General features: G+C 35.2%; 18 protein-coding genes. 9 read left to right on the forward strand and 9 right to left on the reverse strand.

All coding sequences use genetic code 11. The annotated features are described in order from the left end of the window. The first annotated feature begins 72 nt into the window (after window positions 1-72). Genes OO013_RS09925 through OO013_RS09940 form a run of 4 tightly spaced genes read left to right on the forward strand, consistent with a single transcriptional unit; the run spans window position 73 to window position 4,708 of the window. Window positions 73-1,356, forward strand: coding sequence for a hypothetical protein (locus tag OO013_RS09925; protein ID WP_266056650.1), 1,284 nt, complete (start codon window positions 73-75; stop codon window positions 1,354-1,356). Window positions 1,357-1,380: 24 nt separating this feature from the next. Further along, window positions 1,381-2,565 carry a putative porin gene (locus OO013_RS09930; protein ID WP_266056651.1) on the forward strand — a complete coding sequence of 395 codons (1,185 nt, stop codon included), beginning with the start codon at window positions 1,381-1,383 and terminating at the stop codon, window positions 2,563-2,565. A gap of 18 nt (window positions 2,566-2,583) precedes the next feature. Then, window positions 2,584-3,615: a glutaminase A gene (glsA, locus tag OO013_RS09935; RefSeq protein WP_266056652.1), complete on the forward strand. Its 1,032-nt coding sequence runs from the start codon at window positions 2,584-2,586 to the stop codon at window positions 3,613-3,615. A 7-nt stretch (window positions 3,616-3,622) separates the two neighbouring features. Next, window positions 3,623-4,708, forward strand: a complete 1,086-nt coding sequence (locus OO013_RS09940) for an amidohydrolase family protein (protein WP_266056653.1) — start codon at window positions 3,623-3,625, stop codon at window positions 4,706-4,708. A gap of 94 nt (window positions 4,709-4,802) precedes the next feature. On the opposite strand, the gene OO013_RS09945 is transcribed toward OO013_RS09940, so the two are convergent. From OO013_RS09945 to OO013_RS09960, 4 genes are all read right to left on the reverse strand, one after another. Further along, entirely contained in the window at window positions 4,803-4,997 is a 195-nt protein-coding gene (locus tag OO013_RS09945) for a cold-shock protein (protein ID WP_137090742.1), read from the reverse strand. A 13-nt stretch (window positions 4,998-5,010) separates the two neighbouring features. Further along, a complete protein-coding gene (locus OO013_RS09950) occupies window positions 5,011-5,265 on the reverse strand; it encodes a cold-shock protein (RefSeq protein WP_266056654.1) in 255 nt (84 codons plus the stop codon). A 301-nt stretch (window positions 5,266-5,566) separates the two neighbouring features. Then, the gene (locus tag OO013_RS09955; RefSeq protein ID WP_266056655.1) at window positions 5,567-5,941 is read right to left on the reverse strand and encodes a DUF779 domain-containing protein; all 375 of its coding nucleotides are present in this window, start codon (window positions 5,939-5,941) and stop codon (window positions 5,567-5,569) included. 74 nt (window positions 5,942-6,015) lie between these two features. Continuing rightward, window positions 6,016-7,539, reverse strand: coding sequence for an aldehyde dehydrogenase family protein (locus OO013_RS09960; protein ID WP_266056656.1), 1,524 nt, complete (start codon window positions 7,537-7,539; stop codon window positions 6,016-6,018). Between the two features lie 200 nt (window positions 7,540-7,739). Here OO013_RS09960 and OO013_RS09965 point away from each other — a divergent pair, with 200 nt between their 5' ends. The 3 genes from OO013_RS09965 to OO013_RS09975 are packed head-to-tail and all read left to right on the forward strand — an operon-like array spanning window position 7,740 to window position 10,299. After that, on the forward strand, window positions 7,740-8,663 hold the full coding sequence (locus OO013_RS09965) for an AraC family transcriptional regulator (RefSeq protein WP_266056657.1): 924 nt from the start codon (window positions 7,740-7,742) through the stop codon (window positions 8,661-8,663). Window positions 8,664-8,673: 10 nt separating this feature from the next. Continuing rightward, window positions 8,674-9,387 (forward strand): sulfotransferase-like domain-containing protein, encoded by a 714-nt coding sequence (locus tag OO013_RS09970; RefSeq protein WP_266056658.1) that lies wholly within the window; start codon window positions 8,674-8,676, stop codon window positions 9,385-9,387. Window positions 9,388-9,390: 3 nt separating this feature from the next. Next, window positions 9,391-10,299 (forward strand): aminotransferase class IV, encoded by a 909-nt coding sequence (locus OO013_RS09975; protein WP_266056659.1) that lies wholly within the window; start codon window positions 9,391-9,393, stop codon window positions 10,297-10,299. Between the two features lie 9 nt (window positions 10,300-10,308). On the opposite strand, the gene OO013_RS09980 is transcribed toward OO013_RS09975, so the two are convergent. From OO013_RS09980 to OO013_RS09995, 4 genes are all read right to left on the reverse strand, one after another. Continuing rightward, window positions 10,309-10,680, reverse strand: a complete 372-nt coding sequence (locus OO013_RS09980) for a hypothetical protein (protein ID WP_266056660.1) — start codon at window positions 10,678-10,680, stop codon at window positions 10,309-10,311. Window positions 10,681-10,700: 20 nt separating this feature from the next. Beyond that, window positions 10,701-11,651, reverse strand: coding sequence for a DnaJ C-terminal domain-containing protein (locus tag OO013_RS09985; RefSeq protein WP_266056661.1), 951 nt, complete (start codon window positions 11,649-11,651; stop codon window positions 10,701-10,703). 123 nt (window positions 11,652-11,774) lie between these two features. Next, complete coding sequence (locus tag OO013_RS09990; RefSeq protein WP_266056662.1) at window positions 11,775-12,218, reverse strand: Hsp20/alpha crystallin family protein; 444 nt, start codon at window positions 12,216-12,218, stop codon at window positions 11,775-11,777. A 178-nt stretch (window positions 12,219-12,396) separates the two neighbouring features. Next, a complete protein-coding gene (locus OO013_RS09995) occupies window positions 12,397-13,335 on the reverse strand; it encodes a succinylglutamate desuccinylase/aspartoacylase family protein (protein WP_266056663.1) in 939 nt (312 codons plus the stop codon). A 147-nt stretch (window positions 13,336-13,482) separates the two neighbouring features. On the opposite strand from OO013_RS09995, the gene ddpX reads away from it, so the two are divergent. Together ddpX and OO013_RS10005 are read left to right on the forward strand one after the other, a co-directional pair. After that, window positions 13,483-14,106 carry a D-alanyl-D-alanine dipeptidase gene (ddpX, locus tag OO013_RS10000; protein ID WP_266056664.1) on the forward strand — a complete coding sequence of 208 codons (624 nt, stop codon included), beginning with the start codon at window positions 13,483-13,485 and terminating at the stop codon, window positions 14,104-14,106. Between the two features lies 1 nt (window position 14,107). Next, a complete protein-coding gene (locus OO013_RS10005) occupies window positions 14,108-14,419 on the forward strand; it encodes a hypothetical protein (protein WP_266056665.1) in 312 nt (103 codons plus the stop codon). Here OO013_RS10005 and OO013_RS10010 read toward each other — a convergent pair. After that, window positions 14,403-15,350, reverse strand: a complete 948-nt coding sequence (locus OO013_RS10010) for a helix-turn-helix transcriptional regulator (protein WP_266056666.1) — start codon at window positions 15,348-15,350, stop codon at window positions 14,403-14,405. The genes OO013_RS10005 and OO013_RS10010 overlap by 17 nt on opposite strands. Window positions 15,351-15,488 lie beyond the last annotated feature (138 nt).

Genomic DNA, 15,488 nt, shown 5'->3' on the forward strand with positions numbered 1-15,488 from the left:
AATTTTTTTAATAATCATAATTATTTATATTAAATAACAATTCATAGGAAAATAACATTTACTTCTACACATATGAATTTACGCTGGAATATTATTTTTTTTGTTTTATTCTCATGCCCCGTCTATTCACAAATACCTTCTGTACCCTATTCTTCGGATACATCGAATATTGATTTACATAAGCCCGGAGAAGGAGTTAGTATATATAAAGGGAAATTTGCTTCTGCAAATTTCAGCTTTTATGGACAAATAAGATATCTAAATCAATTTTATAAAAATGACACCTACACATTTAATAATGGGAACCAAATAACACTCGATCCCAGAAATGATATTCAATTTCAAAAAATAATGATTTACTTCAATGGTTTTGTTCACACTCCTAAATTCAGGTATATATTATATGTTTGGACATCTAATACCAGTTTAGGATTAGGAGCACAGGTTGTTGTAGGAGGTAATTTACAGTATAAAATTAATGAATATTTGGATATTGGTGTTGGGATAACAGGCTTGCCAAGCACCAGATCTTTACATGGTCAATTTCCAGGGTGGTTAAGGACCGATGCACGACCAATTAGTGAAGAGTTTTTTCGGGCATCATTTACAACCGGTATTTGGGCTCAGGGCAAGATCATAGATAATTTATATTACAAGGCAATGCTTGGTAACAATCTTTCTCAATTGGGTATTGATGCCGGACAATTAGATGATGGTTTTGATACTTTTAGTGGATTGATCTATTACGCAACTGAAAATTTTGGACGAATAGCTAGATTTGGCGATTTTAATTACTCAGAGAAACCCGCCTTTAAAATTTCAACAGCCTTCACACGAAGCAATGAGACTGACCAGTCGCAACCAGGAACTGAAGATCCTGAAAATTCACAAATCAGACTTTCCGATGGAAGAACCCTTTTTTCCAATGGTACATTTGAACAAAATATTCTGGTAACAAAAGCCAAATATGAAATGTTATCCCCCCATTTCGCTATAAAATATCATGGATTTTCACTATTTAGTGAATTTTATTTCCGCTGGATATCTAATATTGAAGCTAATGGGCGTATTCCATACACTGAATTTGAAGATAATGGTTTTCAGGTTCAGGCATCAAAAATGATCATTAAGAAAACATTAATGCTTTATGGCTATTATTCCAAAATCTATGGAAATAATGGAGATCCTTATGATTATGGTGTCGGGTTAAATATTTATCCCTTTAATAATGAAGTTTTTAGAATCAACCCTGAATTCATGTATGTGAAAAATAGTCCTGTAGGCTACTTAAGCTATCCTCTATTACTTGGAGCCACAGGAAATACATTGATGGTCACAGCAGAAATAAGATTTTAATAATAACGCTAAATCAGTATCAAAATGAAGACATGTAAAAATAACAATTTTCTAGTTGTACTATATTGTACCTTCATATTCCTTCTATCCCCATGCCTATTAGCTCAAAATGCTGGATTTGACACAACACAATTTCACCCGATGTATGTTAAATCAAACAATGGGGATTTTACTTTAAACCTGGGATTATATACCCAGTTTCGTTACAATTTTAATATTAGAAATGATGTCCCCGATTCTATTGACAATATTAGCAGGGGTTATAATTTAGCCAGGACAAGATTATTTTTCGAAGGCAATTACACCGACAAATTTTATTACCACTTCAGAACAAATATTAATCCATCAGGAAATTTCGAGTTTTTTGTTGCATACCTTCAATATAATATTGAAAATGGCATGTATTTAAGAATAGGACGTCAATTTATGGCATTGGGTCGTGAAGACTGGATATATCCCCAGGATCTAGCTGCAATAGAATTTTCAGCAAATGATTTTACCTATGCCCTCTGGTCCTCCTTTGGATTTCAATTTGGTCATACCACTTCAGATAAATTCAGATATTGGTTTGGGATAGGAAATGGTGCATATGGAGGAAGAAGAACTTTCCCGGCACCAAGAGATTCCGATCTGACTCTTACTACAAGACTTGAATATAACATTGTCGGAGATAATTGGGGTATCTGGGGAGATATGCTTGGGAGAAAGGGTCAACCTTATGGAGTGATGGCCGGTCTTGGTGTAGGCCAGTTATTTAGAAGGGATGATGAGGCCAGACTTACCGATCCAAAGAGTGGTACCCAGGTGAATTTAGACCTTAGTATTTCTGGTGATGGATTTCATTTCTTTACGCAGGGAATTTTGACTAGCCTTCAATTTGATGAAGGTGTCGCAAATGACAATACTACTGGTGGTGTATATAGCACTTTTGGCTACTGGCTTTCTAAAAAATGGTTTTCATATGTACGATTTGATTACATTTCTGATGGAGACAGGGAAGATATCACCGAAGATTATGTCAGCCCGGGAATAGGTATTAGCCTCTACCCTTTTACATGGTCAAATCGCTATAGATTTACACTGGAATATAATCATTTAACCAATCCAGTCAATAACACCTTAGTTCAGCCCGATGGCCAGTTAGGTGTTATCGAATCTTCTTACGGACCTCAAAGTTCAATAAGATTTCAAGCACAATTCGGTTTCTAAATTTTAAATATAAAAGTTATGGATAATATTCAATTCAAAATCAGTCTTTACAGGCACATAATTGTATTATTGCTTTGTACATTTTGCATAATACCTTCTCTAGCTCAAAAAGCTACCTTTTCTGCAGATGAATATAATGAAGCCCTGCAAGAGGCTCATGAAAAATTACTTCAAAATAAGGATGGGGCTAATGCGGATTATATACCCGTGCTAGCTGAAGTTCCATCTGATTTATTCGGTATTTCAATTTGCACTGTAGATGGAGAAATTTATGACATTGGAGATTCCGAACACCGTTTTTCCATCCAATCAATCAGTAAAGTTTTCACCTTAGCAATGGTTATGCAAAGATTGGGCATTAATGCTATTCCAGATACGATTGGAGTAAACGCTACTGGTCGACCATTTAATTCAATTGTCGCTATTGAAACTCAACCTGACAGACCATCGAATTCGTGCGTGAATGCAGGGGCAATCGCTACAACAAGCTTAGTCGAGGGTAATACCTATGATGAAAAATGGAATAACATAATTTCAACTTTCAGCAAGTTTGCAGGAAGAGACCTCGATGTGGATCAGGAAGTTTATGAATCAGAAGCAGCAACAAATAATAGAAACCGTGCTATTGCTCATTTACTGGAAGCATATGGCAGAATGTATTATGATCCTGTGGAAGCTACTGATATATACACAAAACAATGTGCTATCAGCGTCAATTCTCATGATTTAGCAGTGATGAGTGCTACCCTGGCTAATGGAGGAGTTAATCCACAAACAAATGAGAAAATAATTGATGAAAAATACCTACCCCATATTATGGCAGTAATGTGTACTGCGGGATTATATGATGATTCTGGGCTTTGGCTATATTATGTAGGATTACCTGGAAAAAGCGGTGTGGGTGGAGGTGTAATTGCCGTAGCTCCTGGCAGGTTTGGAATTGCAGCATTTTCTCCCCGACTTGATGTTGCTGGCAATAGCGTTCGTGGGGTACGAGCTATAATAGAGGTTTCGAGAAAATTAGGAGTTAATCTTTTCACAGTTAAATAATTCTATTATGAAAATCACTGCTTTTTTCATTGGAATATTATTTATTTCTGTCCAATACATCGATGCACAGAATGATTACTTATACAATGATTCTCATTTTCACCTGACTAACTATATTCAAAAAGGTACGGACATCGAGGAATTCCTAAAAATAATGGGTGACGATGTCGGTAGAGTGGCTTTATTTGGAATACCATTACAGCAAACCTGGGCATATGAAAATACAGGTGACTATGCACCGGGATATTATCTTCAAACCGACGCCCCCCTTTATTACTATTCATTTACTGATGCACATATTGCGATGGCCTATAAATCTTTATCTGAGGAACAGAAGAAAAGATTTGATCCAATGATTACTGGATTTAATCCGGCTGATATGTATGCCGTAGATCACATAAAGAGAGTATTAAAAACTTTTCCGGGTGTATTCAGTGGTATTGGAGAATTTTCTATTCATAAGGAATTTGTTTCTGCTAAAGTAGCAGGTCCAACAGCAAGTCTTAATAATCCTGCGCTTGATAAGATTTTGGATTTTTGTGAAGAGTCTGGCTTACTTATTATTTTACATAGTGATATAGATGTTCCGTTTCAAAAGCCAAATCAATTACCTACCTATGTAAAGCAAATGCGTGATCTGTTTAGCAGGCATCCAAATACTACAATAATATGGGCTCACACAGGTTTGGGAAGAGTAGTTCATCCTGCAAAAAGCGGTGCCGTTTCACCAGGCGAAAGAACTCCGGGGCACCTGGAAATCATCGAAAAAGCGTTGACTTTGGATGAGTTTAAAAATTTACATTTTGATATATCATGGGATGAAGTAGCTAAATACGTAGTTTCGAGTCCGGAAAACTTACAAAAAACAGCTGATCTAATAAATAAATATCCGGATAGGTTTTTATTTGGAACTGATGTTGTAGCACCAGATTCTAAAGAGATGTATTTAGCAGTATATAATATGTATCAACCACTTTGGGATAAATTAACTCCTGAAGCTAAAAATAAAGTAACCAAAGAAAATTATATCAGACTTTTTGATGAAGCAAATAAAAAAGTCAGATCCTGGGAAAAGGGAAATTTGGAGAATTAGGACATTAACAAATGTTATCTAATCTATACTAAATAAAAAAAAGCAGCCTGAGGCTGCTTTGTAATGACTTTGAATATATAAACTAGTGGAGTTATTAATCAATAACTCGAACATTTACTGCATTCATGCCTTTTCTTCCTTGCTCAAGTTCGAACTCTACGTGATCATCTTCTCTGATCTCATCGATCAAACCTGATGCGTGTACGAAAATGTCTTCACTTGAATCTGATGGTTTAATGAAACCGAAACCTTTGGTTTCATTAAAAAACTTAACTGTACCTTCCATTATATATTAATTGTTATTAGTAATTCTCTTTTCTATTAGGCCTTGATTGATCCCTTCTCTGCTCTTTCTTCTCCTTTTTCTCTTCTCTTTCCTCGGGTGGAGTAGTTGTTATATTTCCATTTTCGTCAACATAAGCTAACATATCCTCCAAATCACCACCTTTGTCATTATTTTCCTGGCGTTCCTTCTTCCTCTCTTCTTTTTCTTTTTTCTTTTGTAACTTCTTTTTCTCTTTTTGCCTTTTAATAAAGCTGTTTTGAGATCTTGCCATGAACTATTCTTTGAATTTTAAATAAACAACCCGGCTTTTCCGGATTATTGACATATGGAATATTTCTGGTAAAACCAGCTTCCGGGGATTCAGAAAATAATACTTGAAACAATATTAATTGAGAGAGCTTATCCTGTGAATCAATTATGTCCTGGTAGGAATAAATCTAATCAAAAAACCTGAAATACAAAATAGGTTTGATTGTTTAATAATATTACTACGTTGCAAATGTACAAATATTTATCTTAAATAAAGAACTTTATTATTAAATATTAATTGTCTGATTCACCTTAAATATTACTCAGAGTTCACCGGCTTCTTTTAGTTGGTTCACTTCATCTTCTGTAAATAACCTTGAACGGATTATAAACCTGATCCCAAGTGGTATTTCTAATGAAAAACTCGATCCTCTACCCTTGGTAACATCAAGTGTCAAATGGGTATGTTTCCAGTATTCATATTGATCTTTAGACATATAAAATTTACAATCATCTACCTCACCCAGCAAAATATCGCTTTCCCCTACTTTAAAATCTCCATCTTCGAAGCACATCGGTGATGACCCATCACAGCATCCTCCACTCTGATGAAACATTAAGGGGCCAAATCGATCTTTTAATTGATCAATAACCTTTGAAGCATCTTTTGTTATTCCGATTTTTTCTACTTTTCCCATGATTGTTATAAATTAAAAAGAAGAGAAGGCAATAAACCTTCTCATTCTTTTACTTACCACGCAAATTCACCCTATTAAAAGAAACCCAACTTATTCTTGTCGTATGAAATCAACATATTTTTGGTGTTGCGATAGTGATTCAACATCATCTTATGGTTTTCTCTACCAAAACCGGATTTTTTATAACCTCCAAACGGAGCATGTGCCGGATAAGCATGGTAACAATTCACCCAGACTCTTCCTGCTTTAATCGCACGTGGCATTTGATAGATCTCATGTGCATCTCTTGTCCATAATCCTGCTCCTAAGCCGTACAGGGTATCATTGGCAATTTCTATCGCCTCATCCATATCTTTAAAGGTTGTTACGCATGTAACAGGACCAAATATTTCTTCCTGAAAAACACGCATCTTATTGTGCCCTTTGAAAATTGTCGGTTCGATATAAAACCCATTTTCCAAATCTCCATCTAATTTAGCTTTCTTACCCCCACATAAAACCTCTGCGCCTTCTTGCTTACCTATATCCAGATAAGAAAGAATCTTCTCAAACTGGTCATTGGAAGCCTGAGCACCCATCATTGTATCTTCAGCAAGAGGATGTCCCATTTTGATAGCCTTTGTACGTTTAACTACTCTGTCCATAAAAGCATCATAAATGGATTCATGAACAAGTATTCTTGATGGACAGGTGCATACCTCTCCCTGATTCAGCGCAAACATTACGGCCCCTTCGATGCATTTATCAAAAAACTCATCATCGGCTTCCATGATACTCGGCATGAAGATATTAGGAGATTTACCTCCTAACTCCATTGTTACAGGAATTAGATTTTCAGATGCATACTGCATAATTAATCTACCTGTTGTGGTTTCCCCTGTAAAGGCTACTTTCGAAATTCTTGAAGATGTAGCTAAGGGCTTTCCTGCCTCAGGACCATATCCGGTAACGATATTAATTACTCCGTCAGGAACTATATCTTTAATAAGATCCATAAGTATCATGATGCTCGTAGGGGTCTGCTCTGCAGGCTTAACTACAGTACAGCATCCGGCAGCAAGTGCAGGAGCGATTTTCCAGGTCGCCATTAATAATGGGAAATTCCAGGGTATTATCTGACCAACAACACCTAGAGGTTCCTGCAAGTTAATACTAACCGTATTTGGATCATGCTCTGAAATAGTTGATTCATCAGCACGAATTGCTCCGGCAAAATATCTGAAATGATCAACACACAATGGAAGATCTGCTGCTCTTGTTTCTCTTAATGCTTTACCATTGTCGATAGTTTCTACCCTGGCCAGATGTTCGAGGTTTTCTTCAATGATATCCGCGATATCAAGAAGTACTTTTGCTCTTTCAGCTGCAGGCGTTTTGGACCATGTTTGGAATGCCTTATGTGCAGCATCAATTGCTTTTTCGACATCGTCTTTATTACCACGTGCTGCCCTGGTGAACGCCTCTCCATCAATCGGACTGATATTATCAAAATATTCTCCGCTTGCCGGTGCCACCCATTTACCTCCTATGAAATGATCATAATGAGGTTTAAATTGGGGGCGGTCGACCACCGTTTGTTTTTTAGTTGCTGTTTTCATGTTTGGGGTTATTTTTAGTATTAAATATTCCAATATCATCCAATTATTTAATCTAAACTTTGCCCACAGTCTGTTTCTATACTCTATTAGTCTGCATTTGACCCGAAATTCAATATTATATTCCAACCAAAAACCTATAATTAGTGGATTATGATCAAAAAAAATATTACATTAAAATAAATCCTAACCTGCTAAAACCTGTGAAAAAGCATCTGATAGATCCTTTCCCTTTTAATGAAAAAAGGTCTTTACTCACTCTTGTGGAAAACAGGACTTCCTATTCATTCGATTCATGTGAATTAAACTTATTTGAAACTCATCAGACAGTTGAAAATGTAAACCTGGTTTTTGATCATTTTGTGTTTACAAGTATGCTTAGTGGAAAGAAAATCATGACATTACCCGATAAACCTTCATTTGAATACCTGCCAGGTGAATCTGTAATATTGCCTCCGGGTGAATTAATGAATATCGATTTTCCTGAAGCTCAAAAGGGAAACCCAACTCAATGTATCGCTTTAACCATATCAGATGAGATTATTCTGGACACAATAGATAAACTGAATGAACTTCATCCAAAAGAAGATTCATGGGGTGATTGGGATGTTGATCCGTCAATTTTCCATCTTAATAATAATTTTGACCTTGCTGATGCAATTAACCGAATTGTCAGAATCACAAAGAGTGAAAAAGGTAAAATTAAGGATATAATGATCGATCTTACTTTAAAAGAAATGCTGGTCAGACTAATGCAGACTCAGGCCAGGGTCGTTTTTGAGTCCTCATATACTCAATTAGCAGGAAATAATAGTCTTGCTGCTGCAATCCAGTTTATAAAAGCTAACCTCAGAAATAATATTGATCTTGCAAAAGTAGCAGAAACTGCCTGCATGAGCAGAGCTACATTTTTTAAAAAATTTAAAGAATCTATGGGCATTACGCCTGCTCAGTATATTCTTAAAGAAAGAATCAAACTTGCTAAAAATGAATTGAAAAACACATCTCAAAATATTACTGCTGTCTGTTATGCCTGTGGTTTTGAAAACCTTTCTCATTTTATAAAAGCATTTAAACACGAAACCGGCTATACTCCTAAAAACTTTCAGACTTCAAAAACTTTTTAATCACCTGTAAATGAAGATTATCCATCTGATTTCCGGTCCCCGGAATATCTCCACAGCAATGATGTATGCCTTTGCACAACGAAGTGATACCACCGTAATCGACGAACCTTTTTATGGTTATTATTTAAAACATTCTGATATAGATCACCCTGGAAAGGAAGAGATATTGAATTCAATGGAAACTGATCCTGAAATAGTGATCAAAAATCTATATTCTGCTGCTAAAAAGACCCCGGTTTTGTTTATAAAAGATATGGCAAAACATATTCAAGGGCTTAATACGGACTTTATGAATAAAATGCATAATGTCTTTCTTATCCGTGAACCATCTCACATTATTGCTTCATTTTCAAAAGTTGTGGATCATATTCCGGAAAAAGAGATCGGTTATAGTTACTCACTCAGGCTCTATGAACAGCTTATCAAAAAAGAACAAAATCCACTGGTTATTGATTCGGGAATTGTTCTTGGAGATCCTGAGTCTTCATTAATAAAAATTTGTGATGCTCTTGGTATTGAATATCAAAGTTCTATGCTAACCTGGCAACCTGGCCCACGTCAGGAAGATGGCATATGGGCAAAATACTGGTATAATAATGTCCATAAAAGCGCAGGATTAAAGCATAAGATGGAAAAGCCTAAAGATGTTGATGAAAAATATTATTCTCTTTATTTGCAGTCGATTGAATACTATAAAGAATTATTAAAACACGCTATTAAATAACTCATGTTACAAGAATTTAATCCAAAGAACAAGGACATTAAAGTTTGGGTAGGAAATAAGCTGTATCCACGTAATGAAGCTAAAGTATCTGTTTTTGACAGCATTGTACAAGGCGGAGATGGCGTGTGGGAAGGACTGCGGATATACGATGGTCATGTATTTTGTCTTGACCAACATCTTGAGAGGCTTGAATATTCAGCAAAGGCATTGGCGTTCGAGGATATCCCCGATAGAAAATATATTAAAAAAGCCCTTGCTGATACCTTGAAAGCAAATGGTATGACGGATCAAACTCATGTCAGGCTTACCCTTACAAGAGGAGAAAAGATCACTTCAGGAATGGACCCAAGGTTAAACACGATGGGCGCTAACCTGATTATCCTTGCAGAATGGAAACCACTGGTGTATGATAATGAAAATGGCATAAGAGTGATCACCTCCTCTATTCAAAGAAATTCACCAAGACATCTTGATAGTAAAATTCATCATAATAATTTGTTAAATAACATTCTTGCCAAAGTCCAGGCAAATTTTGCAGGTGTCGATGCCGGGGTAATGTTGGACACAAATGGTTTTGTATCAGAACTAAATGACACAAATCTGTTTATGGTCCATAAAAACAAAATCTATACTCCTCATGCTGATGCGTGCTTACCGGGAATTACCCGTGGTTTAGTAATTGATGTAGCAAAAGACTCGGGCCATGAAGTAATCGAGAAAAACCTTTCAATCAATGAATTTTACAATGGTGATGAAGTTTTCTGCACAGGCACAATGGGTGAATTAACTCCTGTTAAAGAAATAGATGGAAGGAAAATAGAAAATAAAACAGGCACTAATCTCAGGGAATTTCTGGTCAATAAAATCCATGAACTAATCCCCACATTAGGAGAAAGAATAGATGATCTTTAAATCTAATAATTAATGCCTGTCAATAAATTCTTTGATCATCTGTGCCTGTAACTGACTTACATATGGATGATCAGGAGCTTTATTTAATAACACCAACGTATAAGCAAATTTAGAAAGTTTCCAGTCTGGTGAAAGGGTATGCATGTTATCATCAGAAATAAAATATTTCCTGAAGTGTTCTTCTACGGGAATACCGCTATTCATACAGACTTTAATGGCTTTATTTATTGCCTCAGACATATCCTGCGAGACATCTTTACCAGTTATTTCAATTATATTTGAAGCATTATAAGACAAGTTTTTATCCCTTAGCGCCTCTTCAAACCGACTAAAAGTAGGATTAGCCCGCACTGTTCCGTAATTTATAATTTCATAGATCATAATTTGTATTCGGTTGCTGTTTATACATATTGTTCACTAAAACTTGCTTTAAAATTTTTAAGAATTTCTTTTTGCTCACTATTTAATTTTTCTGGTAATTTCGCTTGTATTTTAACGTAAAGATCACCTTTGCTTTGCTTTCCATACACAGGCATACCTTTTCCTTTAAGTCGAAAAGTTTTGCCATTTTGAGTCGCTTCAGGAAGTTTGATCTTCACTTTACCAGATAAAGTATCCACTTCAGTACCACCACCAAGCATCATCGTAAAAATATCTACTTCATGGTCGAGATAAAGATCATCACCTTTTCTGCTATACCTGCTGTCTTCCCTGACTTTAACATTTAAGATCAGATTTCCTCGTGTTCCCGTAGGGCCTGGCTGACCTTTACCTTTTATTCTTAACTTGAGTCCTTCGTAAGCACCGGGCTTAATTTTCACTTTGATCTTTTCAGAGCCCACCGTAATGATCCGCTCAGTACCCTGATATGCCTCATGAAGTGAGATGTTCAGATCTCCAGACAAGTCACTTCCTAGAACATTTTGTTCACCAAAGCCTCCAAAACCTCCACGGCTTCTTCCTGAGGATCGTCTGCCACCACCTCCGAAGAAAGATTCAAAGAAGTCAGAAAATCCACTTCCACCAAAGAATTCAGATGGATCACCCTGAAATTGATATTCAAAGCCTCCTCCCCGGCCCCCAAATGGTCCTCCAGCAGCATTCGGGTCAAAGCCGGCGTTTTGATACTGTTTCCAGTTTCTACCTAATTTATCATACTGTTTCCTCTTTTCCGGATCACCCAGAACCTCATAAGCTTCACTGATGTCTTTAAATTTATCTTCAGCAGCCTTATTATCAGGGTTTTTGTCAGGATGGTATTTAACTGCAAGCTTCCTGTATGCTTTTTTTATTTCATCCTGAGATGCCTTTTTATCTACCCCCAAAATATCGTAGTAATCCTTATAATCCATCTTGAAAGGTTTATACTAAAGTTAATAAATTGAACAAAAAAAACGGACCATATTGCCCGTCTTTTAATGTGAGAATAATCATATAAAAACAGAGCGGGACAATTTTATCCCGCTCATAATATTTTATGATACATCAATGTTCTTTGGAGGTCTTGGTTTTGCCTCTTCTTTTTTAGGAACATAGATATCTAGTACTCCATCATTGTATGAAGCTTTGATTTTTTCTCCATCTGCTGATTCAGGAAGGGTGAATTTTCTTAAGAATGAGGTATATAGAAACTCACGACGAGTATAATTCTCATCCTCATCAGTTTCCTGTTCTTTTTTATCAGCAGATATGGTTAGAACATTATCTTCTAACTCAATATTAAAATCTTTTTTCTTCATACCCGGTGCAGCCAATTCAATATTGTAGCTGTCCTCAGATTCCTTAACATTTACTGCCGGAAGCGAGGTTCGGTTCGCCATTACATTTCCAGTTCCCCAACTTTCATCCTGATTGAAGAAATCATCAAATAATCCATTTAATGTCGGAAACATGTCTCTTCTAGATCTAATAAGTGTCATATTTAGCTGGTTTTGGTTCAACATAACTATTACACTTATATTAAGGCAAAAAATATTCCAATTTGACAGAAGGTCTCTTTAAATGTCAAAATGACACAAAACCCTTAATATCAACCTGTTAAAAAGTTAAATTTGTCAGTTTTATGTGGAAATATTTGCAGTAAAATGTCACATTTACTCAACGCTTTACTACACCGATATGCATTAAAGCATCACCTTGATGAACAATAGGATTATGATTGAGACCTATTACGTAGCCAGTAGCGGGAGCTTTAACTTTTAATTCGAAATCCCCAAATGGATCAAATATGTTTCCTACAGCCTGATTTTTCTGTACCAATTCACCATATTTTACGGTTGACAGAAATACACCTGAGTTACCTGCTCTAACCCAAGATGAATTTTTTATAATATGTGTTTCATCCACAGGATCGATATATTGATCAGTCATACCCATCTTATTCATTAATCTTACGGTACCATGTATTCCTTCGTTAATGGCAAATTCATCAAATCGTGAGGACTCCCCTCCCTCATATACTATAATATGCTTTCCTTCTTTAGCGGCAGATCTTCGTAGTGAATTAGGTCTGTAAGGACTACTAAGTGTAAATGGAGCACAAAAGGCTTCAGCTAGTTTTTTGTTACGTTCATCATCTAATTTACATCTTACTTGGGGATAATTCGTTCTGTCTGCCCCTCCTGTGTGAAAATCAATACCAAAATCAATCAAAGGAATAATATCCTTCATGAGGTAATAAGCAATTCTGGAAGCCAACGACCCGTTTTTATTTCCCGGGAATGAGCGATTTACGTCTTTTCCATCCGGTACATATCTTGAAAAATGAATGAATCCGTATATATTAATAACCGGAATACAAATGACGGATCCGGCAGAGCACCGGTGAAGGCCTCTTTCTATAATTCTTCTGATTATTTCAACCCCGTTTATCTCATCTCCATGCATCCCTCCTGTTAACAACAATACCGGTCCGGGATTAGTAGATCGATAAGTTGTTATCGTAATATCTATTGGTGAATGAGATGGCAACTTCGCAATATTTACATCAATCTTCTTCTCTTCGCCTGGTAAAACAGGGATTTTATTTATTTCCATTATGCCGGCACTAATTATTTCTTTTCAAAAATAAAATTTATAACTAATTATTCACCCTGAAGTTAACAATTACATTAACTAAATAAATGGTCAATTAAATATTTGTAAGTTTGTAATAACAGACTGAAATCATTTTATTCTTATTCTATGAAAATAATATTTTCTTTTTTTGTACTCCTGGCTTTTTCCTTTGATGTCCAGTATCCCATCAATGATCAGGACCAATCTTCTTTCGTATTCATCGACGAGCTATCAGATAATTTCGCTTACGACATGAGATATGCCACCGAAAATAACTTCATTAATAAAAAGGTTTATGATTGTAACAGGTGCATGATCCGTAAAGAAGTGGCCAAAGCATTAATCCAGGCTAATAAAGAATTTATGCAAAGAGGTTACAGGATTAAATTTTTTGATTGCTACAGACCTTTGGATGTTCAGAAAGAAATGTGGAAAATTTATCCAAAGCCGGGTTATGTAGCAAATCCTTATAATGGAGGTTCCATTCATAATCGTGGCGGAGCAGTTGATATCACTCTTGTTGATGAAGAGGGAAACGAATTAGAAATGGGTACAGATTTTGATTTTTTCGGTAAGAAAGCTAATCACACATATAAAAATCTACCTGAAGATGTCTTAAAAAACAGGTTGTTACTTAAAACGGTAATGGCTAAACACGGGTTTAAGCACATTAATACTGAATGGTGGCATTATAATTTTAATAACGCCAGGAAATATTCTATTTCTAACCAAAAAACAGAGTGTGATTAAAATGGATAATAATCTCGAAAAAAACCAGATCGAAATAGGTTCAGCAATAAGACTTCCTAAATCGGATAAATCAATTACAGTTTATACTACAATAACGGATAAAATTCACATTGATATTTTGTCAGAAAAAACACCTGACCTCCCCTTTAAACTATTGATGTCAAGCCTTAAAAACAATGATCAACTTAAAAAAGCAAAAGAGCTGGTGATAATCACTCACAAAGGAAAAGAGATTGCAAAAATTGTAAATGGTGAGTTTAAGATCACCAAACTTAATTTCTTCTTAAAATTATTTTTTAAAAGTATTTTTTAAGGTCCTGACTTTTAACTTCTTTGGGCAATACTCCAAATTCCTTCCTAAAAGCTGATGTGAAATGACTTAAATTAGCATAACCTATCTTTTTTCCTGCTTCTGTCACATTACACTCATTTGATTCAATCCATTGATATGCTCTTTTTAGTTTGGATTTACGAATATATCTACCAACACTTATATCAAGATTTTCAGAAAATATTTTTTTTAATTTTGCTGAACTTATCTTAAGCTCTTCTGCCAGCCCTTCAACAGTAATTACCTCTTTTAGATTTTCGTTAATGATATGAATGGCATGATTCAATAAATCATTGTCTACATCTTTAAAGCGTAAACTTTTAAAATCATAATCATTAAGGTACTCAAAATATAAAGCCAGGATTTGATCAACTTTTGATTTTAACAAAGGATAATTTCGCTTTTCTTCATTTAAATTTGATATTATTGAATGGATAATCTCCACGACATTTAACTGTACCTTACCTCCTAAATATAGCTTATCCCGGTAAGTCAACAAATTATGTAATTCTTCTTTGAGCTGCATTAAATCCAGAAAATTTCGTTGAATATATTCCTGATTAGCTACTATAGAAAAATTGTGATGATCCTGATCTTCGTGATACTTTAATTCGCAATCCAGATAAGAATTTGATAATAAAACATTGAAATTTTTAGAAGTTAATTTTCCAATGTCGGTATTAGGTTCCGGAAGATAAACTATATCACTCTGCCCCTTTAAATGAAAATCAATTTGAATTAGAAAAGAAGAACTATTTGATTTTCGCATAATATTTACAGGAGCATTAGTAATGAATTTATTATACATAAAAGATAACTCCGGAGTTAAATTTAGTTTATAGGTAAATCCATTTACACCTTCATCTTCAACCAAAAGGCAATCATTTTTCCATTCGCTTGTAAATCTGTCCATTATGCTTTGGCAGATGTTGTCTAAATGATCGATTTGATATTTAATTAAATACATTATTACAGAGTGCTGGAAATTAAATATTAAATAAGTGTCTTAGTTGAATTAGCAAATAGTAGATATTATATAATTTAAAATTAA

The organism is Mangrovivirga halotolerans (genome assembly GCF_026241165.1).
Classification (GTDB): Bacteria; Bacteroidota; Bacteroidia; order Cytophagales; family Cyclobacteriaceae; genus Mangrovivirga; species Mangrovivirga halotolerans.